This is a genomic window from Candidatus Binatus sp. (genome assembly GCF_030646925.1).
Taxonomy (GTDB): domain Bacteria; phylum Desulfobacterota; class Binatia; order Binatales; family Binataceae; genus Binatus.
This window is the reverse complement of sequence record NZ_JAUSKL010000029.1, coordinates 1-22,970: the sequence shown is the minus strand read 5'-3', so window position 1 is coordinate 22,970 and position 22,970 is coordinate 1. Positions and strand designations below refer to the sequence as shown.

The following is a 22,970-nucleotide window of genomic DNA, read 5'->3' as shown; positions in this document are numbered from 1 at the left end:
AATTGTTAATCGACTGACTATCTCAGTTGCTAATCGAAATGAGTAGTATGCAAAGTGCGGCGGCGCTCGAGCCGGTCAGCGCCAAGCGGCCGGTGATCGTTCACGTCGGCAAATTCTACGCGCCGCACGTGGGCGGAATCGAGACGCATCTCGAGACGCTTTGCCGCGGGCTCGGCAAATCGATGGACGCGCGGGTGATCGTCGCGAATGACGGACGCGGCGATCATGAGGCGATCATCGAAGGCGTGACCGTTTCGCGCCACGCGATCCAGTTCAATCTCGCCGGCGCTCCGGTGTGTCCCTCGATGGTGAAAAAAATCAGGCGCGCGAACGCCGATATCGTTCACGTTCACGTGCCGAACCCGGCCGGGATTCTTGCGGTGATGGCGAGCGGGTATCGCGGTCGGCTGGTCACGACCTGGCACAGCGATACGGTTCGCCAGCGCCGGCTCGCGCAGATGTTCGGGCCGCTTCAGCGCCGCCACCTGCGCAACTGCGACGCGATCATCGCCACTTCCCGCAACTACGTCGAAAGTTCGCTCGACCTCAGGAATTTCACGGATCGATGCAGCGTGATTCCGTACGGTATCGAGGTGGATGAAATCCGCCGGCCGGATTTCAGCGCGGTCGAGGCCATTCGCGAGCGCTATGCCGGGCCGCTGTTACTGAGCGTCGGGCGGCTGGTGTATTACAAGGGCTTCGAATATCTCGTGCAGGCGATGAAGAGAATCGCGGCGACGCTGATAATCGTTGGCGACGGACCGCTGCGCGCATCGCTCGAGCGCCTCGCAAGGGCGGTTGGCGTCGCGGAGCGGGTGGTGTTCCTCGGCGAGATGCAGCCGCGCGAGATCGCACCGTACTATCATGCGTGTGACATCTTCGTACTGGCTTCGATCGCGCGCAGCGAGGCGTTTGGAATCGTACAACTCGAGGCGATGGCGTGCGGCAAGCCGGTGGTGAACACGCAGTTGGCGTCGGGCGTGCCGTTTGCGTCGCTCAACGAAGTCACCGGGCTGACGGTTGAACCGTGCAACGCCGAAGCGATCGAACACGCAGTCAATCGACTACTCGCTGATAGCGAGCTTAGAACCAGATTTGGCGAGGCCGCGAAGAAGCGCGTTGACGACGAGTTCAGCAGCTCGACGATGCTCCGGCGAACAGTCGAGTTGTATCAGGAGCTGCTATCCAGCGAGCCGCGGCGGACGCGCACCTAAATCACGAATACGATCGATAGGTCATAGCCGCTAGTTCGCACGCGATTCGGGAGGCGCGACGGAGATCGCAGACGGCGCGGCATTCGAAGCGCGCACGTAGTCCGCGAGGCGCCGGCTGAAGTCGTCGGCGCCGGCGGCCGACAGATGCAGATGATCGGCGAAGTCGTCGGCGCGCTCGATCCAGTCGCTCGCGTTCAGATAGTTCCCGCCGGCCTGTTCGACCAGCGAGCGCACGTAGTCCCGATATTTGCTCCACGCCGGGAGCGAATAGAAGGTGCGCTGATGGTACGGATGCATCGGCATCTCGACGATTACGACTCGGGCGCCATGTTGTTTCGATTGCTCGATGATTTGCGCGATCGGCGCGCTTAGTTTCGCGTGTTCGGCGATCGCGCGCTCGCTGCGTGCGGCGAATGCCGCGGGTGAATCCGCTTCGAGCATCGCAAAATCCGAGACCTGACCCATTCGATTCGTCGCGACCGGCGGCATCCCAAGCTGGCTCATCGCGCGGCGCACCAGTTCGACCTTCTCCCAGATTGTGCCGCGCTCGACCAGGAGCGGAACGTGACGCATCAGGTTGAAATCGAAACGGTCGCGCGGGCTCATATCGGAATACTCGAGGACGAGTTCGGGCTCGAGGTAGTAACTGGCGGCGCGATTGCCGATGAAGTCGCTGTTGGCGGCGACCAGCGGACCCGTGAGCTGAAAATCGAAAAAGCCGTAGATGACGGTCATCACCGTCGGGTCGCGTTTGAGCGCGCGGCGGAGCAGCATCAAATGTTCGACCGGATCGGAGGCGCCGAGCGCGGCGTTGAACGCGATCGCGCGTAGCGGCTTCGTGTAGCGGTCGAAGGCGGCGGCGCTGAATCCCGCTGCCATCAACGAGTTGCCGAGCGCGAGATGCGTGATACCGTCGGTCGCGTTCAAGCGGCGAAGTAATTGCCGCGGGATGGAATTTCGCGCTGATCGCGCGACGAGAAAATTCACGGCGGCGACGACGATCGCGGCGACCATCGCGGAGACGAGGATGTTTCGCGCAGAGACTCGTGGTGATGAATCAGAAATCAATGTAGATGAACTTCGAGGTTTGTCCGGAAAAGAGAATTACGAGCAGGAGCAGAATGCCCCACCAAATGCCGCGCACAATCGGATTGAGAAACCATCGCGGCGAATCGTCAGGCGGCGAATCCGCGGCCCCGCCGAAAAAATCCAGCACCTGTTTCCACCAGAGAATCGTATTCATGCGTCAGCCGATAAGGAGTCGCCGGAAGAAAAATCTCGCCGTCGCCAGATCCATACAAAAAAACGCCCAGCCGAGATTCACAGTCGTGAACGTGATCGCCCATCCCATCACGCGTCCCGCAGTCGAGACCTGCCGCGCGCCTCGAACGTCCCGCCAGATCCGATTTCCTGTAAGCAGCATCCCATGCCAAAGCCCCCACACGATAAAGTTGGTGCCGGCGCCGTGCCAGACGCCGCTGATGAACATCGTGACGATCAAGTTTGAGTAGTTGCGCAGGCGGGCGACGCGCGAGCCGCCGAGGGGGATGAAGACATAGTCGAACAGCCAGGTCGAGAGCGAGATGTGCCAGTTGCGCCAGAAATCAGCGATGTTCGAGCGCATGTAAGGCCAATCGAAATTCTCCGGCACCACGATTCCGAACAGGCGCGCCGAGCCGATCGCGATATCGGAGTAGCCGGCGAAATCGAAGTAGATCTTGATTCCGTAGGCCAACAGCCAGAGCGGCAGCACGCGCCGATCCGCGAGCGCGATATCGGTTCGATTGAGGTGATTGGTGAACGCCGTCATCAGATCGGCGACCGCGAATTTCTTCACGAGGCCGACCAGGATGCGTGTGAAACCGGTCTGGAGGTCAAGCAGGGAAGCGTCGGCGGCGCGCAGTTTGGGCAGGAAGTCCTCGTAGCGCTTGATCGGTCCCGCCACCAGCGTCGGGAAAAAGAGAATGAAGGCCAGATACTCCTTGAGAGCGCCGGCGGTAGTTTGTCCGCGATATCGATCGACGGCGTAATGGATGAATTCAAAAGTGAAGAAGGAAATCCCCAGCGGCAGGAACGCACTCGACCAATGCCACGGATTCGCCGATGCGGCGCCCCAGGCGAGACCGGTCAGGTAGTTCCAGTATTTGAAGATCACGAGAAATATGACGCTCTGCACCACTCCGACCAGGCAGATCGCCGCGCGCGGCCGATATAGCCGGCTGAAGATGCTCTCCCATAAAAAGATCGACAGGCAGAATGCGCCTATGACGCCGCCGAATCCGAGGATCGAGAAGTACACATAGAAGATGCTGGCTGAAACGACGATCACCCAGGGCCGCAATCCGAGCGGCGACAACTTGAACAGCAACGCGGCAGGAAACAGAAAAAAAAGGTAGTAGTCGAAGGTGTTAAAAATCATTGACGCCGCATCGTGGTCACGGACTCCTGCGGAGAAGCGAACAGAGTGGGCGTCGGAGTGGTGACAAACGCGATTGCGCCGGTGAGTCCGACCAGCATCGTTACCGCAAACCACAACAGCCCGAGCGCGATCGCATCATCCCGGGCGACTCCGCCCATCCCCAGTAGCACGAGATAGGCGGATTCGCGAAGCCCGAGGCCGTTCAACGTCAACGGCAGGCTCGCGACGACGTTAGCGATCGGAACGCAGAGCAGAAAGAGCGTCAACGGCGCCGAGAGGCCGAGTCCGCGCGCCAGCATGTACTGGCAGATGGCGAGCGATATCTGCAGCACCAGCGAAAGGCCGATCGCGGGCAGCAGGAGGGTGGGATGCTCGAGGTAGGGGACCGCGACGGCGATGCCGCGCAATCGCGCGGGCAACAGCGGAACCAGGAGAGCAAGGTAAGGTCCCGCGACGAAGCCCGCGAGCGCGAGCAAGCCGACGATTGCACTCGGCACCGTGACCGAGCGCGGCAGATGCGCGAAGTTCAGGAAGATCGCAGCGATCGCGGCGAGCCAGAACAGCGCAATCAGGCCAAGTCCTCGATCGGCGATCGCGGACGCGAATGCCTCGCTCATCCTGCCGTGTCGCCTGCCGAGATAGACCGCGCGCGCAGCGTCGCCCCCGACCAGGCCCGGCACGAACAAATTGGTAAAGACGCCGACGAAGTAGTAGGCGAGGAACTCTTTGAAGGGTCCGCTAAGCCCAAGGATTTCGGCGAGCAGTTGCCAGCGGTAGGCCGACATGATTTGTCCGGCGAGATAGAGGCCTCCGGCGGCGGCAAACCAAGCGGGACTTTCGCGGCTTAAGGTGCGGAGGATCGGGCGCGGGTTGTAGTACCAAAGCAGCGCGCCGACGACGGCCACGCCCAAGCCGACCCGTATCGCAAATGCGCGATAAGGATGGCCCGGAATCGTCGAGGAGACCGATGGCTCGCGCATCGACGAGCCGGTCGTTCTACGGCGCGAAGAAAGCAATCGTGCGCGCCTCGATACTCTCGCGCGACGGCGCATCGGGCGGAGAAGTCGGATCGGCGAATGCGCTGTGCGCGGTGAAGCGGGCCGCGCGGCCGTCGGAGTCGTAGCACTTGAGCAACAGCACTTCGTCGTTGCGCTGATGCGGAATGTAGTACCACTTATGATTCGGATTGTAGGCGACAGAGTAAACTTCGCCGTCGCGATCGCGGTACTTAAGCACGTGCGGCACGAAATCCTCGAGCGCCACCGATTGCGCGTCGCACACCGCGAGCGGAGATTCCTGCACCGGCTCGACGCTGATCGGCCGCCACACATTGATAAACGCGTAGCGGTTCTTGAGCAGCGCTTCAGCCTCGCCTGGCAGCAGATCGCGGACCCGCTGCGGACCCGATTTGAGCGTGTAGTCGTTGTGCGCGACCTTCACCGGCTCGCTGATACCCTTCGCTCCTTCCTTCATCTTCGCCCGGTTCCGCACGTTGTGATCGAATACCAGCACTCTCGCCGCGCCGGTTGACTCCTTCACCAGGCGCTCGACTTCCGGATAGTAAATCGCGCGAATCTCGCTGTCGTCATAAAAGTTCGCGACCGCGCTCCGCTGATGCACGATCGCAAAGCCGTGCCGATCGAGCGTGATGCGATCCGCAAGTGCGCGGCCGTCGTATATCGGCATCGTGTGCTTTACGTAATTGCCGGTGCGCGGCGGAACGCCTGGCGGCGGCTGATAGGTGTAACTCACGGGTTTCTCATTCCGATCGGCGAGATAGTTCAGAACGCCGTCAACGTGACCGATACGATCGAGCGACTCGCTCATATTGTTGTTACCCATTGCTGGCACTCCCAGAGAGAACGTACCCAAGTCGCGCGAACGGCGCTATCGGCGCGGCTCTTCAATTTTCTCCTATAAGTGATACGGATAGGCGCAGGAGGACTCACCGTGGCCAGCGAACAACTCAAGAAAGTCATCGAAATAATCACCTCGCAACCGCGAAATCCGAACGCAAGCGTCGAGCGCCGGCGCGCTGCGATGGAAAAAATCAGCGAGCGCGTCGCGCCCGACGTCAAGTGCGAGCCGGTCATCGCAGGGGGCGTCAGCGCGGAATGGGTCGAGGCGCCTGATGCGGAACCGGGGCGCGTGATCCTTTATCTGCACGGCGGCGGATACGTGACAGGCTCGATCATTACGCATCGCGCGATGGTGGCGCGAATCGCGCGCGCGTCGAAGGCGCGGGCACTGTTGCTCGATTATCGGCTGGCGCCGGAGCATCCGTTTCCCGCCGCAGTTGACGACGCGACCGCCGCGTATCGCTGGCTGCTTGCGCAAGGCTTCGCGCCGAAGAAAATCGTGATTGCCGGCGATTCAGCGGGTGGCGGCCTGGCGCTCGCCACGCTGGCGGCGCTCAGCAAATCGAACGATCTGATGCCGGCGGCGGCGGTGCCGATTTCGCCGTGGACCGATCTCGAAGGTACCGGAGAATCGATAAAAACCAGGGCTGCGAAGGACCCGATGGTCCAGGGGACCGATCTCGCGCCGATGGCGCAGATGTACTATGGGACGCAGGATCCCAAAAATCCCCTCATATCGCCCTTGCACGCTGACTACCGGGGCTTTCCGCCGTTGCTGATTCAGGTCGGAGATGCGGAGGTGCTGCTCGACGACTCGACGCGGGTGGCGAAGCGCGCGACGGCGGCCGGCGTCAAAACCGAGCTCGAAGTGTGGGACGACATGGTGCACGTCTGGCACGTGTTTGCCAAGCTGCTGCCGGAGGGGCAACAGGCCATCGACAAGATCGGGCAATTCGTGATTGCGCACACGTCCTGAACGCCGGAGAAGTATCGAATTGTCGGACGCCGATGCGTCCTGCGCATCAAAGGCATTATAATGCATACGACAGCTTCGGGGCGCGTGGTGAACCATAGCTCAAAAGCGCGCAAAATCGCCGTGGAAGGCGACAGGCGCGCGATCGCGCCGGCCAGCTACCTGAAGCTGCTCGGCGAACGGGTGCGCGACGCGCGCGCCCGTCACGGCATGACCCGCCGGATGCTGGCGCACGACTCGGGCATTTCGGAGCGGTACCTGGCCGAGCTGGAAAGTGGGCGGGGGAATCTCTCGATCGCGCTGCTGCGGCGATTGGCGGTCGCGATCGATGTGCCGGTGGCCGAGCTCGTCAGCGACGAAGCGCCCCGTCCGATCGAGTACACCTTGCTGGCCGAGCGGCTGCGGCGCCTCGAATCGGCGGAGATCGCCGAGGTGTCCAGGCTCGTCGCGGAGCGCTTCGGCGATCGGACCGGGCGGCTCAATCGGATCGCTTTGATTGGCCTTCGCGGGGCCGGCAAAAGCACGCTGGGCCTGAAATTGGCGCGGCATCTGGGCTGGCCGTTCATCGAGATGAGCCGCGAAATCGAGCACGAGGCCGGCATCAGCGTGAATGAAATCTTCGACCTGTGGGGGCAGGCCGCGTACCGAAGATACGAACGGCGAGCGCTCGAACGGATCCTTCGCACGCGGAACCAACTGGTGCTGGCGAGCGGCGGCGGGCTGGTGTCGGCGACCGCTACCTTCGAGCGATTGCTGGATTCCTGCTACACGGTCTGGCTGGTCGCGTCGCCCGAAGAGCATTGGGACCGGGTCATCGGACAGGGCGATCATCGCGTCGAAAACAGCGGCGACAGCGAGGCGCTCACCGACATGCGCCGGATTCTTGCCCAGCGTGAGGCGTTGTATGGCAAGGCGGATTTGCGAATCGATACCAGCCGCAAGAGCGAAGCGCAGGCGCTGAAGAAGCTGATCGCGGCGATCGAGAAGCGGCGCCCGTAAGAGCTGGGGGTACTAAACCTAGGGATGCACTATGATGCTTGTGTTGGGCTCGTATATGCATTATAGTGCATCATTGCACGACGGGTAAGAGCCTGCATGATCGATTTTCGAACGCATCCTTCCAGCTACTGGCATTGGAAACTAAGCTTTGACGGGCCGATCGCGATGCTGGCGATGGACGTCGATGAAAACGGCGGGCTCGCGTCCGGCTACGAACTCAAGCTCAATTCGTACGACCTCGGCGTCGATATCGAACTCAACGACGCCGTCCAGCGCCTGCGTTTCGAGCATCCTGAAGTAAAGTGCGTCGTGATCGTGTCGGGCAAGGAGCGCGTCTTTTGCGCAGGCGCGAACATCAGGATGCTCGCCCAGTCGAGCCATCCGTTCAAAGTAAATTTCTGCAAGTTCACCAACGAAACGCGAAACGCGATGGAGGACGCCACGCGCAGTTCGGGCCAGTTCTATTTGACGGCTATCGGCGGGGCCTGCGCTGGCGGCGGATACGAACTCGCGCTCGCGACGGACTATATAATGATGGCCGACGACGGCTCGACCAGCGTCTCTCTTCCCGAACTCCCGCTGCTCGCGGTATTGCCGGGCACCGGCGGCCTGACCCGCCTGGTGGACAAGCGGCACGTGCGGCGGGACCGCGCGGATTTTTTCTGCACCACCGAGGAGGGAGTGAGAGGGAAGCGCGCAGTCGATTGGCGGCTGGTCGATGAAGTCGTGCCGCGATCGCAACTGCTCGAAGTGGCGATGAAGCGCGCGCGCGAATTCGCCGCGCGATCAAATCGGCAATCTGACGAAGCGGGAATCGCGCTTCGGCCGCTGGTGCGAAATATCCAGGATGATCGAATCAGCTATACGCATCTCAAGGTCGAACTGGATCGCGAGAATTCGGCGGCGACGATCACCATCGACGGCCCGGAGTTGTCCGCGCCGGACAGCATCGCGGCGGTGCGCGCGCTCGGCTGCGATTTCTGGCCGCTGGCGATCGCGCGCGAGCTGGAAGATGCGATCCTGCATCTTCGAACGAACGAGGACACGATTCGGACGTGGGTGTTCCGGACTCGCGGCGAAAGTCGGTTCGTCAAATCGTACGATCGGCTGTTGCTCGATCGATCTGACAATTGGCTGATTCGCGAGATCACGCTTTATCTGAAGCGCACGCTGAAGCGGATCGACGTGAGCTCGCGATCGATTTTCAGTTTGATCGAGCCTGGCTCCTGCTTCCACGGCACGCTGTTCGAGTTGGCGCTGGCGAGCGATCGCATCTACATGTTGCGCGGCACGCGCGAGCGCGATGAAGCGCTGCCCGCGAAGATTTCGCTGAGCGCGATGAACTTCGGCGTGCTGCCAATGTGCAACGGCCTCGCGCGGCTCGAGAGCCGATTCCTCGGCGAGCCGGGCAAACTGGCAGAATTGCGCGCGCGAATCGGCGAGGACATCGACGCCGAACTCGCCGAGCAGATGGGCTTGGTGAGCTTCACGCCGGACGACATCGATTGGGACGACGAAGTCCGCATCGCAATCGAGCAGAGGGCGGCATTCTCGTCGGACGCGCTGACCGGGATGGAGGCGTCGCTGCGTTTCGGCGGTCCCGAAACGATCGAATCGAAAATCTTCGCGCGGCTGTCGGCATGGCAGAACTGGATTTTCCAGCGACCCAATGCGGTCGGAGAAAAGGGCGCGCTGAAAGTGTATGGCACCGGACGGCGGCCGGAGTTCGATCCCAGGAGAGTGTGATGTCGATTAACTATTCCGAACGCATCCCCAACAACGTGAACCTGTCCGACGATCGCCGTCTGCAGCGCGCGCTCGAGAACTGGCAACCGGGTTTCCTGAATTGGTGGAACGAGATGGGGCCCGAGAGTTTTCAGGCGGCCGAAGTTTACCTGCGCACTGCGACCTCGGTCGATGCGAAAGGGTGGGCCACTTTCGGGCATTTGAAGATGCCCGACTATCGGTGGGGCATTTTTCTCGCCGAGCCGGAGCCCGATCGGCGGATTGCCTTCGGTGAACACAAGGGCGAGCCGGTGTGGCTGGAAGTTCCCGGCGAGCATCGCGGCGTATTGCGCCGCCTGATCGTCACGCAGGGCGACACCGAGCCGGCATCGGTCGAGCAGCAGCGCCATCTCGGCCGGACCTGTCCCTCGATGTACGATTTGCGCAATCTGTTTCAGGTCAACGTCGAAGAAGCGCGGCATCTGTGGGCGATGGTGTATCTGCTGCACGCGTACTTCGGCCGCGACGGCCGCGAGGAAGCCGACGCGTTGCTGCAGCGCCGCTCCGGCAATGCCGACAACCCGCGAATCCTTGGCGCCTTCAATGAGCGCACGCCCGACTGGCTGTCGTTCTTCATGTTTGCTCACTTCACCGATCGCGACGGCAAATATCAGCTCGCGAGCCTCGCGGAATCCGGCTTCGATCCGTTGTCCCGCACCTGCCGCTTCATGCTCACTGAGGAGGCTCATCACTTGTTCGTCGGCGAGACGGGGATCGGCCGGGTGATCGCGCGAACCTGCCAGTTGATGAAGGAACACGATACCGATCGCATTAGCCAGTACGGCGGAATCGACCTGGAAATCATTCAAAAGTATATAAACTTTCATTACTCAGTCTCGCTCGACTTGTTCGGCTCCGAGCTTTCATCGAATGCGGCGACTTACTATGCCTCCGGCCTGAAAGGCCGCTTCAAGGAAACGGCTCGCGACGACGATCATTTGCTCACGAACAGCACTTACCGAATTCTGAAAAGCGAGCGGGGCGCGATTGTCGAATCGGATCAGCCAGCACTGGTCGCGCTGAATGAAAGCCTGCGCGACGCGTACATCGCCGATTGCGAGCGCGCGATGGACCGGTGGAACAAGATCATTCGAGAGAGCGAAATCGACGCGACGCTGAAGCTGCCGCATCGCGCGTTTCATCGCGCAATCGGCGAATTTCGCGGCTTGCACGTAACTCCCGCAGGCGAAGTAGTCACGGAAGGCGAGTGGGAGCGGAAGAAACCCGAGTGGTTGCCGACGCAGCAAGATCTCGAGCACGTCGCTTCGTTGATGAAACCTGTTACGAAGCCGGGCGAGTTTGCCGGATGGATTTCAGCGCCGCAGCGCGGCATCAATCACCAGCCGCTCGATTTCGAATACGTCAGGAATTTGCCAGAACAGGAAGCGCAGTCTGCCAGCAGTGCGCCGAGTTGACGCGCGACTCTCGTGGAATCGCGCGCCAACTCTCCAAGAAGCTGTACTACTTGTTGAGATCTGGCATACCGAAGCCGCCGGACTCCGGCTGATGGCCGTACACGTCCTCGACGTAGTATTCGGATTGGTACGTTGCCGATCTGGCGCCCCAGCCGTACTCAATCATCCATCCCGACGGATTTCGAAAGTAGAATGAGTACATATGATCGTTCGAATGCTTGCCGGGCAGAATAGTCACCGGGATTTTATTTTTGCGAACCAGATCGTAGGTCAATCCGACGTCGTCGAGATTATCGACCTCGATCATGAGGTGATTGATGCGCCGTTCGGACGCCCCGAGGCCGAAAGCAACCGTGTGATCGCGCTCGTTGCAATGCATGAAGACCGGCTCCACGACGTGCTTGCCGAAGCGGATTTTATATTCGACACCGCCGCGCATCCCGAGCAGCGAGTAGAAGCGAAACGCAGCCTCGACGTCCTTCTGCCGCACGATGCAATGACCGAGGCCGCCGGCGCCGGTCTTGAATCGCCCGTGCATCGCGCGTCCCGCGTGGAACGGTTTCTTGAATTGAACCTCGGGGCCGTGAAAAATCTCGATCGGCGTGCCATCCGGGTCCTGCAGCTTCATCACCTGCAGAACGCGGCGCTCTTCCGCCTCTTCCTCTGATCCGAGGCGAACCTTGAGTCCGGCCTCGGAGAGTTGGCGCTGCATCTGCTCGAACTCGTCGGCGCCGGCGACGCGGAAGCCGAGATACTCGAGATCGTCGCTGTTTCCCGCCTGAAGCACCAGCCGATGATGCCAGTAATCCATTCTGAGGTAGCATCGATCGCGCTCTCCTTCGTTGACCAGTTCCATGCCGACGATCTCGGTAGCGAACTGCTTCCAGTCGTCGGGGTTTTTCACCGCGATTCCCATGTAGCCTAACTCTGTAACCTGAATCATATTTTCCTCCAGAGATGGCGCTCTTTTTTCAAGAATGGATTAGCCAGTTGATACCTACATCGCGAGCAATCGTATTAGTCAGTCAAATAGTCAGTGTGTATTCGAGATTGCGCAATGGCTATCTCGCCTCGAGCCGCGAATCGGAGCCAAGCGCCACGCGGCGAACCGCCTCGGTATCGGTGGGTTGATGGCCAATCTTGTGCGCGGCCGGGGGCGCCTCGGCGACGCGATTGGATAACCGTCCGATGCCACTGACCTCGACCTCGACCGTATCGCCGATATTCATCGGCCGCGAATTTTTCGGCGTGCCCGAAAGTATAATGTCGCCGGGCAGCAAGGTAATGAATCGGCAGAGATCGGCGAGGATATAGTCGATAGGGAAGATCATTTCGGCGATCGCGCCTTCCTGCACCACCTTGCCGTTGATATAGGTGCGCAGCGTTGATTCGCGGATGTCCACGCCGCTGACTATTCCCGGCCCGATCGGGCAAAAGCCGTCCATGCCCTTCACGCGCAGCATCGAGCCGGCGTCAGTCTCGCGATAGTCCTGGCATCCGACGTCGTTGGCGGGCGCAAAGCCGGCGATATAGTCCCAGGTTTCTTCGCGGCCGACGTTGCGCATCGGTTTGCCGATGATCACGCCGACCTCGCCTTCATAGTTGAGGTATTTGTGGCCGGCCGGACGGCAAACGGTGCCGCGATGCGAATTCAGCGCCGTGACCGGCTTCTGGAAATAGGTTGGCGTTTCGAGCTTCGGCGCCCTGAATTCGACCCGGCGCGATTCGTAGTTGAGGTGGATGCACAAAATCTTGGTCGGATCGCATGGCGGCAGATAGGTCGCCTCGGCTTCCGCGATATGCCTGCCATCGCCGAAGACCAGCCGGTCGCCGAGGGACCGCACCCACTTGGGCTGACCCTCGTGCAGGACTCGCCGCCACTCTTCTCTCTTTCCGCTAAGTACATTCATTGGCTATCTCCCGATTAGTCAGTTGCTAGCACTCGGATGTTCCTTACCTCAAGCTCTCGATAACGAGGTTGAGCTTTTGATGGCGTTCATCGGATTGTTCGGCGGGCGCGCCGCGATGCTCGTTCAGGATGCCATCGACCAGTTGCCGCGCGCGATCCTTTGACGCGATCGCGTTCGCCAACAGGTAATTGCGAGCGCCGGACGCGAGATAGAATCGCTCGTACAACTCGTTGCGGCTGGCGAGCGCGCTGCCGACGAAATCCCAGGCCAGGCGGAAGATTCGGGCGCGCTCGTCAGACCGGATGTCCTTCGCGCCGCGGAGATATCGGTCGATAAGCGGACGGAGCGACGGGTCGCGCAGTTGCGCCTCGGTCGGCGCCGCCAGCAGATTGTGCGAGCCGAGCAGCGTGATGATTTCGCCGACGCGCGGAAACCACGTCGGCAGAATCGCACGCAGAGCGGCGAGCGGGCCGCCATTTGGAAACCACACGCCGCTGCCATATTCGAAAGCGTCGGCTTCGGCCGCCCGAATCGCTCCGCGCGTGAGTTCCGCATAGGTCCAGATTTCGCCGAGCATCTGCTTCGCCGCGGGCGACGCGTCGTTGATCACCTCGGTCATGCGGCTCGCGAGGCCCCAGGCGAATTCGAGCTTGGTCTGCGCGCGAATCATCGTCTGCTGCATGACGTTCGGGTACCAGCCGGTGGTCATCACGGTGTTGTACGCGTCGCGATTGGCGTTGATGAAAACTCGATCGCGCGGCACTTCGACGTCGTCGAAGATCACGAAAGCGTCCTGCTCGTCGAAGCGGCTCGAGAGCGGATGATCGAAATGGCTCGATTTGAGCGAACAACTGTCGCGGCAGAGAAACTTGAGCCCCGGCGTGCCCATCGGAATACAAAAGGAAAGCGCGTAGGCGTCGGCGCCCTCCGGCAGCGGCATCGCGGGATACACCGCGATCTCATCGGCGAACGGCGCGAGCGTCGCGAGGATTCGCGCCCCGCGCACGACGATACCATGCGCGGTGTCGGCGATTTTGTGCAGGGCGACGTCGTTGCCCGCGGCGGGCGCGTCGCCGAGCGCCTTATCGATCGTCGGCTGGACGATGGTGTGCGTGAGCGAGATATCGTGGCGGGCGAGGAACTTCTGATAGGCGACGAGGTTGGCCGCGCCATTTTCGTTGCCATTCATTGCCCATTCGTCGGCGCGTCCCGCGAAGCCCGCGTAAGTGACATTCATGTAATCCGGCGTGCGGCCCATCAGGCCCACCGTGAATTCCGCGATCGTCTGCAGGCATCGATGACGCCGATCGAGGTCCGCTTTCGAGCGGGGAATCATATGGCTCATGTTGATCGGTTCGCCGGTCTCGGGATCGGGCATCAGGCACACTTCGCGCGCCGCGTGCTGGAGATCGAAGATTTGGGCGAGGGTGGCGGCGGCGCCGGCGAATGCCGGATGCGACGCGACGTGCTCGACCTTGTCGTTCCCGACCCAGATGTCGCGCGGCTTGGCGAGGCCGGCGAGGAATTCTTTTCCGGTTCGTGCGCCCATTAGTCTTCTCCTTTTTTCGGGCTCGCTTGCCGAAATGATCGGCGGTGAAGAATCGGACGGCGGCGCAAAGGCGCCCTTGTGGAAGCGACTTCGCTAAGGCCGCTCAGTTGAAGCTCGACGGCGGCGCGAATCGATTCGTCGCGTCTTGCCGGCGAAACCGGACCGCTGCCGAGCCATCGCTGCAATTCGGCGAAGTAGAGAGCAAACAGGTTGCGCGCCAAGCCTCGCGCGGGCACCTCGATTTTAAGTTCGCGGCGAGACTTGGCCTGCTCGATCAGATCAGCCAGGCCTGCGAACAGCATCGACATGAACTCGGCGACGCCATGGCGGCGATCTTCGACGAACGGCAGTTCCTTGACGAAAACGCGGGCGAGACCCAGGTCGAGCTCGTGATACGCAATCATCGCATCGAAGACATGCAGAATTTGATCGCGGAGCGCGCGCTTCGGCATGGTGGCGAAAGCTTCGCGCACCACGCGCTCCATGTCTTCGCGGAAAATCAGGACCAGCAGGTCCTGCTTGCTGCCGACGTAGAGAAAGAGGGTGCCTGCGCCGATATCGGCGGCCTCTGCGATCTCGCGGGTGGTGGTGGCCACGAAGCCGCGCCGGGCAAACAGCTTGCGGGCGGCGCGTTTGATGCGGGCGAGCTTGTCGCGCTTGCTGCGCTCGCTGCGGCTGGGGGTGCAATTCGCGGCGACGCGTGAATTCTGATCGTCAGTTGAAAGCAAGCGATTGATTTCCATCCGGGTGCGAGCACGAACTGATTGTGCTCGTTTTTGACTCTGGTCAGGTTTTTACGAAAGTCGCCGGCTGAAGTCAAGCCCCGCGCTTGTCAGCTTGAGAGGGGCGGACCGAACCAGCCCGCCGCCGGCGAATCATGTCAGCGCGGAGCGGGCGATTCAGTCAGGCGGTCGCGCCGGGCTGCGATCGGGCGGAAAAATCGAAACGAACTTTGGCGAGATCCTCCGAGACTTGCCATAGACGCGCGGCAGTCGCCGTATCGCGCGCCGCGGCGGTGCATTCGACCTTCGTCGGCGCGCCCCACATCTCGCTGAATCCATCGGGACCGATATAATCGCCGCCGCGAGCGTCGGACGACGCGGCCGCGTAGAGAGTCGGCAACGCGCCCATCGCAGCGCTCTGCGAAAACAGCCGGTTGCCGACTCCTACCAAAGATTCCATCAACGACGAACCCTGCATCTTCGGTCCCGCCGCCTGCAGGTTGGTCGCCGCGTAGCCGGGATGACACGCGACGCTGATCGTCTTTGAGCCGGCGGCCTCGAGGCGGCGCTGGAGTTCGAAGGTGAACAGCAGATTGGCGAGCTTGCTCTGCCCGTAGGCGAACCATTTGCGATAGCCGGTTTTCCATTGCAGGTCGTCGAAGCGGATACGGCCGAGACGATGCATACCACTGCTCACATTGACGACGCGCGAATTTTCGGTCGCGAGGATCAGATCGAGCAGCAGACCGGTGAGCGCGAAATGGCCGAGATGATTGGTGCCGAACTGCATCTCGAATCCGTCGGCGGTCTGGCGATAGGGCAGCGCCATCACGCCGGCGTTGTTGCATAGCACGTCGAGCGCGCGATGCTGGAGATGGAAGGCGTCGGCGAAGCCGCGGACGGACGCGAGATTGGCGAGATCGAGTTGCATCGAGTCGATGCTGGCGTCGGGCGACGCGGCCTTGATCTGCTCGACGGCGGCGCGCGCCTTGCCGAGATCGCGGCATCCGAGCACGACGCGCGCTCGCTTGCGCGCAAACTGGAGTGCGGCTTCATAGCCGATTCCGCTATTGCCACCGGTAACGATGATCACCTTGCCCGAGAGATCGGGCAGGTCGTCTGCGGTCCATCGATTGCTGTTCGGCATCGCGAAGGCTCCTCGGAATCGGCGAGTTAGCGACCGGCGGCCGCAGATCGATAATCCACGCGCGCCCGCCGGTTGGGAAGGGGATTTGGAAACGCGAGAAGGGAAGAGCGCCGTTACGGCGAGAGCATCCGGTTGCGATCTTCGAGGCGCTTGCCGCGTTCGAGCAGCGGCTCGACGTCGCCGGTGATCAGCCGCGCGCCGCGATCGTTGCGCAGATACATCCAGGCCCATTCGCTGATGACCAGGAAGCGGTTGCGAAATCCAATCAGAAAAAAGATGTGCACGAAGAGCCACATCAGCCACGCGATAAGTCCGCTGATGCGCATCCTGCCGATGTCGGCGACTGCGGCCGCGCGCCCGATCGTCGCGAGCGTGCCCTTATCCCAGTAGCGAAACGGCTCGGTTGCTTCTCCGCGAATGAGATGCACAATGTTTCTCGCGGCGTGCCGGCCTTCCTGTATCGCAGCCGGCGAGAGTCCCGGCACCGGCTTGCCGTCCGATTTGATCGAGGCGAGATCGCCGATCACGAATACACCGTCGGCTTGAGGCACGGACAAATCCTGATTGACGAGCACGCGGCCTGCGCGATCAGTTTCCACGCCGAGTGTTTTGCCGAGCGGAGAGGCGGCTACGCCCGCGGCCCAGATCGCGGTGCGCGTCTCGATTCGTCCGAGCGCGTGGACGACGGCGCGATCGTCGATGTGACTCACCGCAGAGTTCAGGATTACCTCGACGCCGAGATGTTGCAGTTGCGCGAGCGCGCGCTCGGACGAATGCGGCGACATCGCAGGCAGCACGCGCGGTCCCGCTTCGATCAGGATGATCCGTGCGCGGCCGGGATCGATCTTGCGGAAGTCGCGCTCGAGCACGCGCCGCGAAATTTCGGCGAGCGCGCCCGCCATCTCGACGCCAGTCGGACCGGCGCCGACAATCACGAACGTCAGCCAGCCGCGCACTTCGCCGTCATCGACCTCCCGCTCGGCGGCTTCGTATGCAACGAGCACGCGGCGGCGAATTTCGACCGCATCCTCGAGCGTCTTGAGGGCCGGCGCCGCTTCACTCCACTCGTCGTGCCCGAAGTACGAATGAGTCGCGCCGGTCGCGACGATCAGGTAGTCGTACGCGACTTCCGCGTCGGCGAGATGCACGATCTTACGGTCGCGATCGATCGAGACGGCCTCGCCAAGGATCACGCTCGCATTCTTCTGGCGGCGGAGAATGCGACGAATCGGCGACGCGATATCGCTCGGGTTCAGCGCCGCGGTCGCGACCTGGTAGAGCAGCGGCTGGAATAGATGATGATTGCGGCGATCGATCAGCGTCAGGCGGACTGGCTGGTTGCGGAACGCGCGGGCGGCGGCGATACCGCCGAATCCGCCGCCGATGATGACGACGTGCGGGAGATTTTGCGGCGATGCGTCGGGACTCATCGGTGTGGACCCGACGCCGATCGTATCGCTCACGCCGAAGCGGCGCGAATGCTCGCGATGCGGGCGAACTAGTCGGGGCGTTTCAGAAAAGCTTTCACGCGATCGACCAGCGGCTTCAAGTCGGTGTTATCCACCAGCGCACTCGCCATCCGCACCGGATCGCCAAAGAAGAATCGCTCGTAGAGCACCTGGCGTCCGCCGAAACTCGAGCACGCGACGTCCCACGCGAGGCGGTAAAGCGCGACGCGTTCGTGCGCTGGAGTATCCGTGGCGGCGAAGTAGCGCTCGAGATCGGGCAACTCGCCGGCGTTGGCGAAATCGGCGGCGGACGGCGTCGCCATCAGCGAGCTCGAACTATTCAGTTGGATGATTTCGACCATCCGCGGATAGAGCCGCGGAAAAAGATTGCGCGCGGTGTCGAGCGGCGGCCGCGCCGGCACGAAGACGCCCCATTTATCGGCTGCCGCGTCGGCCTCTGCAGCGCGCAGGCACGCCTTCATCGTTTCGGTCGTGGTGATCATCTCGGCGAGGCGCTCGCGCACGTGCTGCAAGGGCATCGCGTCGCTCGCCTCCGCGATACGCGCGGCGAGCCCCAGCAGAAATTCGCTCTTCGCGATATTTTTCACGACCACCTGATGCATCATGTGCACGACCGCGCTGGTCGCTGCGTAGAGCGAGTTGCAGCGCGCGACGTCGCCGCACAGGAACACGCGCTCCCACGGCACGATTACGTTGTCGAAGATGACGACCGCGTCCATTTCGTCGAAGCGCGATGAGAGAGGATGGTCGAATCGCGAGCGGCCGAGATCGTAGGTATCGCGGCACAGAAACTTGAGGCCTTTCGCGTTGCAGGGAATCGCGAATGACAGCGCGAACGGCTCCGCCGCGGGCTCGGCCTTCAGCACCGTCGAAGGAAACACCAGCAGTTCCTCCGAGAGCGGCGCGAGCGTCGCGAGCATGCGGCATCCATTCACGACGATGCCCGCGTCGGTCTTATCGACCAGCTTGAGCGCGAGGTCCGCGTCGGTCTGCCCGCTCCATCCGGCGGCGCGGCTGGCGCGCGGATTGACCAGCGTATGCGTGGCGCACCAATCGTGATGGCGCGCCTCGAGGTAATAATTCCAGATGTTGTCGCCGAAACGTTTGTCGCTGTCGGCAAAAAAATCGCGCGCCGCCGCCATCGCCGCGATGCTCACGTTCAGATAGTCCGGCGTCCGTCCGAGCATCCCGCAACCGAAGTCCGCCCACGCCTTCATCATGCGCGTGCGCTTGCGAACGTCGTCGATGCTCTTCGGGATGATGAACGACATGCCGGCGCGGCCGCCGTCGTCGGTACGAAACGTCATCGCCTCGGGATGCTCCATCTGCATGTCGTAGAGCGAAGCGACCGAGCGCGCGCAATTCGCGAACGCGGGATGCGACGTCACGTCGCCGGCGCGAACCCCGCAGAGCCAGATTTCGGACCCAAGTTTTTTAAGCGCCGAAAGATAGTTGTTGCCCGACCGTGCGCCCATCTCAGGCCACCTTCCTGATCGTTTCCACGACGTCGCCGACGCGCGGCTGAAAAAAGAAAATCGCCTGCCCGGTGCCCAGCGCGGCTTCGTACTGGCCGAATTGTTCGCCGCGCCAGTTCCATCGATCCGCGCCCATCGCGCCCGCCACGATCAGATAGTGCGAGAAGCGCCCCTCGGGCGAGCAGTGCGCGCGATAATCGTCGGCCGCCGCGATCACTTCGGCGTGGTGGCCGGCGCGAAACCAATCCATGATTCGTTCGTCGTACAGGCGATTCGCGGTCGAGGTGATGTCGTCGGGCGAGGCTGACGCGTGTTCAAGGATATGATCGTAATCCCAGAATCGATGCGACAGTCCGCCCGACGCGACCAGCACCACGCGCCGTGTCGATTTCCAGATTGCCTGCCCGATCGCCGCGCCAAACAAGAGATCGTTTTTGACTGATGCAGTCTGGCATACGCCGATCGAAAGCACGCGGCGGCGCGCGCCCGGATTGAGATAGTGCATCACGTTGAGCGTCGGATAATGCAGCGGCAAATTGCGATGCGCCGCGGCCAGCGCGCGAATTCCGCGCTCCCGCGCCTCGTCCTCGATGCCGCGTGCGAGATCGGAATCGCCGGGAAAGTCGTAGTGATGATCATGCAGCATCGCGGGCAATTCGTCGGACGTGTACACGCCCGAGAGACGCTCGTGGGCGTTCAGCACGTACTCGATCGTCGTGAACCAGTGCGTATCGATCAGCACGAAGGTGTCGAAGTCGAGATCGCGCAGGCGCTCGCGCTCGAGAGACGGCATCGCGTCGTAGAAGGTCGTCACGTGGCGGCCCATGTACGCCTTGCGCGCGGCCGGATCGAGGATCATCAGTCGCGGCACGTGCGTCGTGAAAATCGCGGCGACGACTTTACCCATCGCGGTCCTCCTCGCCGTATGCGATGCAAACGAGTTTCGGTTCGGTCCAGAATTCGATCCACGCCGGACACTTATCCAAAGACAATGCGACCATAGCAAATCGACGCGCCCGCAGTCTTGGCGATCGCGGCAATCTGTCCTGAAATTCAGTTAATCCCCGCCGCTACTTTCAGTTTCCTTGACCGCAATCCCGAACGGCCCTAACCTGATCGCAGCGGCATTTCCTCGCATGGCTGACTTACCCACCATCATTCCGATTTTCCCGTTGCCCAACCTGGTGCTGTTTCCCGGCGTCAGCGTGCCGCTGCACATCTTCGAACCGCGCTATCGCGAGATGGTCGCCGACGTTTCGCAGTCGCATCGCTTGATCGGCATGATGCTGCTGAAAGGCGAATGGCAGCAGGATTATCACGCGTTCCCCGATCTGTTCGAAATCGGATGCGCTGGACGAATCGGCGGATTGGTGAAGCTGCCCGACGGCCGCTATAACATGGTGCTCGAAGGCGGGAGCGAATTTCGGATCGTGCGCGAGATTCGCGACCGTCCGTATCGGCAGGCCGAGGTTGAATGGCGTCCGGTGCGCCGCGGCGCGCTCGATTGCGACGCCGAAACGATGGACGGTCTGCGCGAGATGCTGTTTAGCTATCTCGGCGAGCCTGCGCTGGAGGCGTGGCGCACGCTGGTTGAGCAGCGCGGACTTCGCGGCGCCGAATTAATCAATTTCCTTTGCTTCCATCTCGACGTCTCGCCGCTCGAGAAACAGACTTTGCTCGAGGCGATGGCCGATCGGGTCGATTGCCTGCTCGACGTGCTGACGTTCAAGCTTGAGGAGCGGAAGAGAGGACCGGCGGGTCCGAACGAGGGCCCCGACACCATGCAGTAGGCACTGGCGTGGCGCTTCTCGGTGAATCCACCTACGATTGAATCGTCGTGATGATGCTGGTTCGTCATGCTGCACGTGCGACGAACAAGTGACGAAAAATTGTCATTCGATGTGTCAGAATGGTCACCGCTGTGGCAATTGAGGCAGTGGGCGGGTGCAGAAATCATTCGCATAATGCGTCAAATTCGCGAAATGAGAGGAACACGAAACCTTCATTTGCCTGCAATCGATTGTCATTTATGCAATCGCCGCATTGATATACCTACTTAATCGACAATTCTCGAAGAAGCGCGCTGATGGCATAGCACTTGCTGCCTTTTCGGCCAGAGCAAAGAACACGCGACTCCGACACTCGAGCGCTGCCAATCCGCGGACGCGGAGGCGGAGCAGGCTAAGGGAAAAGACAATGGAATGGGAAAACACGGCAATCGGCAATCTATTCGTACCGGACGTTCTGACACCCGAGCAGTTTTACGATAGCCGCCGCGACGATAGCGCAATCCGGCCGGTCAAAAAGCTGATGATGGCGATCCTCGAGGATGCGCTGCGCTGCTTTCAGAACAATTCCGACGCGCAGAACGGCACGCGCAAGCGGCTCTTCAACGAAGCCGAGCAGTGGCTCTGCGGCGAAGGCGGCGAAGGCCCGTTCTCGTTCGAGACGGTGTGCGAGACGCTGGGTATCGAGCCGCAGTTTTTACGACGCGGTTTGCGCGATTGGCGCAGCCAGCAGATTGCAGGCAATACCTCGCGGCGCTTGGCGCGGCGCTCGCCGGTAGTGCGCAGCGGACGTATCAGCGCTCCTGCGCGTCGCGACGGCAAGCGTGCCGCGCGCGCGAGCTGAGCGGTACTAAATCCTAACTTAGGATGAAACAAACGGCGCGGTGGCCCACTTCGGACACCGCGCCGTATTCATTCAAGATCAATCGTAGGTGCTGCGGAATTGCCGGAACGCCACCTGCCGATTAAGACTGTGAGCCGCCCGCACCAGGGCTAGGCGCCGCTGCGGGAGCCTTGCCACCAGCCGGCGCTACTCCCTGAGGCGGTGGAGGCACGTACCCCTTAGGCTGAGCTGCAACCCACTGTTCGCAAGCAGCGATCTCGGACGAGTCGATCGACTGCTGTTGCATAATCTGCTGCTCTGACCAGCCGTGAGTCTTCTCCCAGTGCACTCCCGGGCACTTTACGGCCAAATTGAAATTTCTGGTTGCCGCCGGCGCGCCGCCGCTGCGCACCGCAGCCGACGACGTTTGGCCTGGGCCAGACGGGAACGGCTCGCCGCCCCCCTGACTTGCGCAACCGGCGACCAACAATGCCAGCCCGGTAGCCAGCGTCAATCCGATCATCCGTTTCATGGCTTTCTCCTTCAATCTAGGGACCCCTCCCCTAACCGCTAACAAGGTTAACCGCCGCCATTGCTAAAGGCAGCGTCAAAATACACCTAATGAAAAAATTAGCAAACCCCCCGTAATCTGCTCATAACGCCTGGAACACGATTTGTTCGCCTCTTTCCGATTTTCGGGCGCGGCCTTCGAAACAGGCAAGTTCCAGATGGGCAAGGGTTTCGAACGTCGCCGCCATCACGTGGAAGATCGGCCGTTCCTCGCCGCCAAACACTTGCTGCGCAACCTCGAATGCGGTCTGCGGATGTTTGCGAGTTAAATCAAGCATCTCGGCTTCGCGATAGCGATGATGCTCGATCAATTGATTCGCGCGATGGCGGTGATCGTGAAAGATGCCGCCGTGCGCCGGCAATACCAGCTCGACGTCGAACTTCTGCACCTTCATCTGCGAGTTGATAAAATCGCCGAGCGGATTGCCGCCCACATTGTCGGGATAGATGCCCACGTGTGGCGTAATTTTAGGCAGCAGATGATCGCCGACGATCATCACTTTTTCCTTGCGCAGATAGATCACGTTGTGGCCCGGCGAATGCCCCGGCGTCCAGATCACTTCGAACTCGCGATCGCCCACCTTGATCAGGTCGCCATCGTTGATGTAGCGGTCGGGATTCGTCACCGGCCCGTACATCCCGGTGCCCATCCACATCGGCCGCATCCCGGCCGGCGAGAACAGGTCGATCGGAAAGCCGTGGGTCTGGAAGAACGCGCGCGATTCGGGCCGTTCGCCCGGGCTCATCTTGCCGAACTCGATCATGCGGCCGGCGCGTTCTGCTTCGAGGCGATGAATGTGCGTGATGGCGTGGCTGCGGCGGCGAAGTTCGCCTGACGCGCCGAAATGATCGAT

General features: G+C 61.5%; 21 protein-coding genes. 7 read left to right on the top strand and 14 right to left on the bottom strand.

What is annotated here, in order from left to right:
* Positions 1-38: 38 nt before the first annotated feature.
* Positions 39-1,214 carry a glycosyltransferase gene (locus Q7S58_RS04160; RefSeq protein ID WP_304821134.1) on the top strand — a complete coding sequence of 392 codons (1,176 nt, stop codon included), beginning with the start codon at positions 39-41 and terminating at the stop codon, positions 1,212-1,214.
* A 30-nt stretch (positions 1,215-1,244) separates the two neighbouring features.
* Here the strand turns inward: Q7S58_RS04160 and Q7S58_RS04155 are convergent, their stop codons facing one another.
* From Q7S58_RS04155 to Q7S58_RS04135, 5 genes are all read right to left on the bottom strand, one after another.
* Positions 1,245-2,141 carry a hypothetical protein gene (locus Q7S58_RS04155; protein WP_304821132.1) on the bottom strand — a complete coding sequence of 299 codons (897 nt, stop codon included), beginning with the start codon at positions 2,139-2,141 and terminating at the stop codon, positions 1,245-1,247.
* Between the two features lie 130 nt (positions 2,142-2,271).
* Positions 2,272-2,457 (bottom strand): hypothetical protein, encoded by a 186-nt coding sequence (locus tag Q7S58_RS04150; RefSeq protein ID WP_304821130.1) that lies wholly within the window; start codon positions 2,455-2,457, stop codon positions 2,272-2,274.
* Between the two features lie 3 nt (positions 2,458-2,460).
* On the bottom strand, positions 2,461-3,633 hold the full coding sequence (locus Q7S58_RS04145) for an MBOAT family protein (protein WP_304821128.1): 1,173 nt from the start codon (positions 3,631-3,633) through the stop codon (positions 2,461-2,463).
* Entirely contained in the window at positions 3,630-4,613 is a 984-nt protein-coding gene (locus tag Q7S58_RS04140) for a lysylphosphatidylglycerol synthase transmembrane domain-containing protein (RefSeq protein ID WP_304821126.1), read from the bottom strand. The genes Q7S58_RS04145 and Q7S58_RS04140 overlap by 4 nt, the downstream gene beginning before the upstream one ends.
* 16 nt (positions 4,614-4,629) lie before the next feature.
* Positions 4,630-5,475 (bottom strand): CmcJ/NvfI family oxidoreductase, encoded by an 846-nt coding sequence (locus tag Q7S58_RS04135; protein WP_304821124.1) that lies wholly within the window; start codon positions 5,473-5,475, stop codon positions 4,630-4,632.
* 108 nt (positions 5,476-5,583) lie between these two features.
* Here Q7S58_RS04135 and Q7S58_RS04130 point away from each other — a divergent pair, with 108 nt between their 5' ends.
* From Q7S58_RS04130 to boxB, 4 genes are all read left to right on the top strand, one after another.
* Positions 5,584-6,468, top strand: a complete 885-nt coding sequence (locus Q7S58_RS04130) for an alpha/beta hydrolase (protein ID WP_304821120.1) — start codon at positions 5,584-5,586, stop codon at positions 6,466-6,468.
* A gap of 120 nt (positions 6,469-6,588) precedes the next feature.
* Entirely contained in the window at positions 6,589-7,464 is an 876-nt protein-coding gene (locus tag Q7S58_RS04125; RefSeq protein ID WP_304821118.1) for a helix-turn-helix transcriptional regulator, read from the top strand.
* 96 nt (positions 7,465-7,560) lie between these two features.
* On the top strand, positions 7,561-9,210 hold the full coding sequence (gene boxC / locus Q7S58_RS04120; protein ID WP_304821116.1) for a 2,3-epoxybenzoyl-CoA dihydrolase: 1,650 nt from the start codon (positions 7,561-7,563) through the stop codon (positions 9,208-9,210).
* The gene (boxB, locus tag Q7S58_RS04115) at positions 9,210-10,664 is read left to right on the top strand and encodes a benzoyl-CoA 2,3-epoxidase subunit BoxB (RefSeq protein WP_304821114.1); all 1,455 of its coding nucleotides are present in this window, start codon (positions 9,210-9,212) and stop codon (positions 10,662-10,664) included. The genes boxC and boxB overlap by 1 nt, the downstream gene beginning before the upstream one ends.
* Before the next feature lie 46 nt (positions 10,665-10,710).
* Here the strand turns inward: boxB and Q7S58_RS04110 are convergent, their stop codons facing one another.
* From Q7S58_RS04110 to Q7S58_RS04075, 8 genes are all read right to left on the bottom strand, one after another.
* On the bottom strand, positions 10,711-11,607 hold the full coding sequence (locus tag Q7S58_RS04110) for a VOC family protein (protein ID WP_304821112.1): 897 nt from the start codon (positions 11,605-11,607) through the stop codon (positions 10,711-10,713).
* A gap of 118 nt (positions 11,608-11,725) precedes the next feature.
* Positions 11,726-12,574 carry a fumarylacetoacetate hydrolase family protein gene (locus Q7S58_RS04105; protein ID WP_304821110.1) on the bottom strand — a complete coding sequence of 283 codons (849 nt, stop codon included), beginning with the start codon at positions 12,572-12,574 and terminating at the stop codon, positions 11,726-11,728.
* A gap of 43 nt (positions 12,575-12,617) precedes the next feature.
* Positions 12,618-14,123, bottom strand: a complete 1,506-nt coding sequence (locus Q7S58_RS04100) for a 4-hydroxyphenylacetate 3-hydroxylase family protein (RefSeq protein ID WP_304821108.1) — start codon at positions 14,121-14,123, stop codon at positions 12,618-12,620.
* Positions 14,123-14,851 (bottom strand): TetR/AcrR family transcriptional regulator, encoded by a 729-nt coding sequence (locus Q7S58_RS04095; RefSeq protein ID WP_304821106.1) that lies wholly within the window; start codon positions 14,849-14,851, stop codon positions 14,123-14,125. The genes Q7S58_RS04100 and Q7S58_RS04095 overlap by 1 nt, the downstream gene beginning before the upstream one ends.
* Positions 14,852-15,026: 175 nt before the next feature.
* On the bottom strand, positions 15,027-15,992 hold the full coding sequence (locus tag Q7S58_RS04090; protein ID WP_304821104.1) for an oxidoreductase: 966 nt from the start codon (positions 15,990-15,992) through the stop codon (positions 15,027-15,029).
* 113 nt (positions 15,993-16,105) lie between these two features.
* Positions 16,106-17,422: an NAD(P)/FAD-dependent oxidoreductase gene (locus tag Q7S58_RS04085; protein ID WP_370655453.1), complete on the bottom strand. Its 1,317-nt coding sequence runs from the start codon at positions 17,420-17,422 to the stop codon at positions 16,106-16,108.
* Between the two features lie 68 nt (positions 17,423-17,490).
* Entirely contained in the window at positions 17,491-18,936 is a 1,446-nt protein-coding gene (hpaB, locus tag Q7S58_RS04080) for a 4-hydroxyphenylacetate 3-monooxygenase, oxygenase component (protein ID WP_304821100.1), read from the bottom strand.
* Position 18,937: 1 nt separating this feature from the next.
* On the bottom strand, positions 18,938-19,843 hold the full coding sequence (locus tag Q7S58_RS04075) for a hypothetical protein (RefSeq protein ID WP_304821098.1): 906 nt from the start codon (positions 19,841-19,843) through the stop codon (positions 18,938-18,940).
* A gap of 229 nt (positions 19,844-20,072) precedes the next feature.
* On the opposite strand from Q7S58_RS04075, the gene Q7S58_RS04070 reads away from it, so the two are divergent.
* Both Q7S58_RS04070 and Q7S58_RS04065 read left to right on the top strand, forming a co-directional pair.
* Positions 20,073-20,726 carry an LON peptidase substrate-binding domain-containing protein gene (locus tag Q7S58_RS04070; protein ID WP_304821096.1) on the top strand — a complete coding sequence of 218 codons (654 nt, stop codon included), beginning with the start codon at positions 20,073-20,075 and terminating at the stop codon, positions 20,724-20,726.
* A gap of 406 nt (positions 20,727-21,132) precedes the next feature.
* Positions 21,133-21,567, top strand: coding sequence for a hypothetical protein (locus tag Q7S58_RS04065; protein ID WP_304821094.1), 435 nt, complete (start codon positions 21,133-21,135; stop codon positions 21,565-21,567).
* A gap of 632 nt (positions 21,568-22,199) precedes the next feature.
* Here Q7S58_RS04065 and Q7S58_RS04060 read toward each other — a convergent pair.
* A partial coding sequence (locus tag Q7S58_RS04060; RefSeq protein WP_304821092.1) for an MBL fold metallo-hydrolase occupies positions 22,200-22,970 on the bottom strand: 771 nt, incomplete at its 5' end.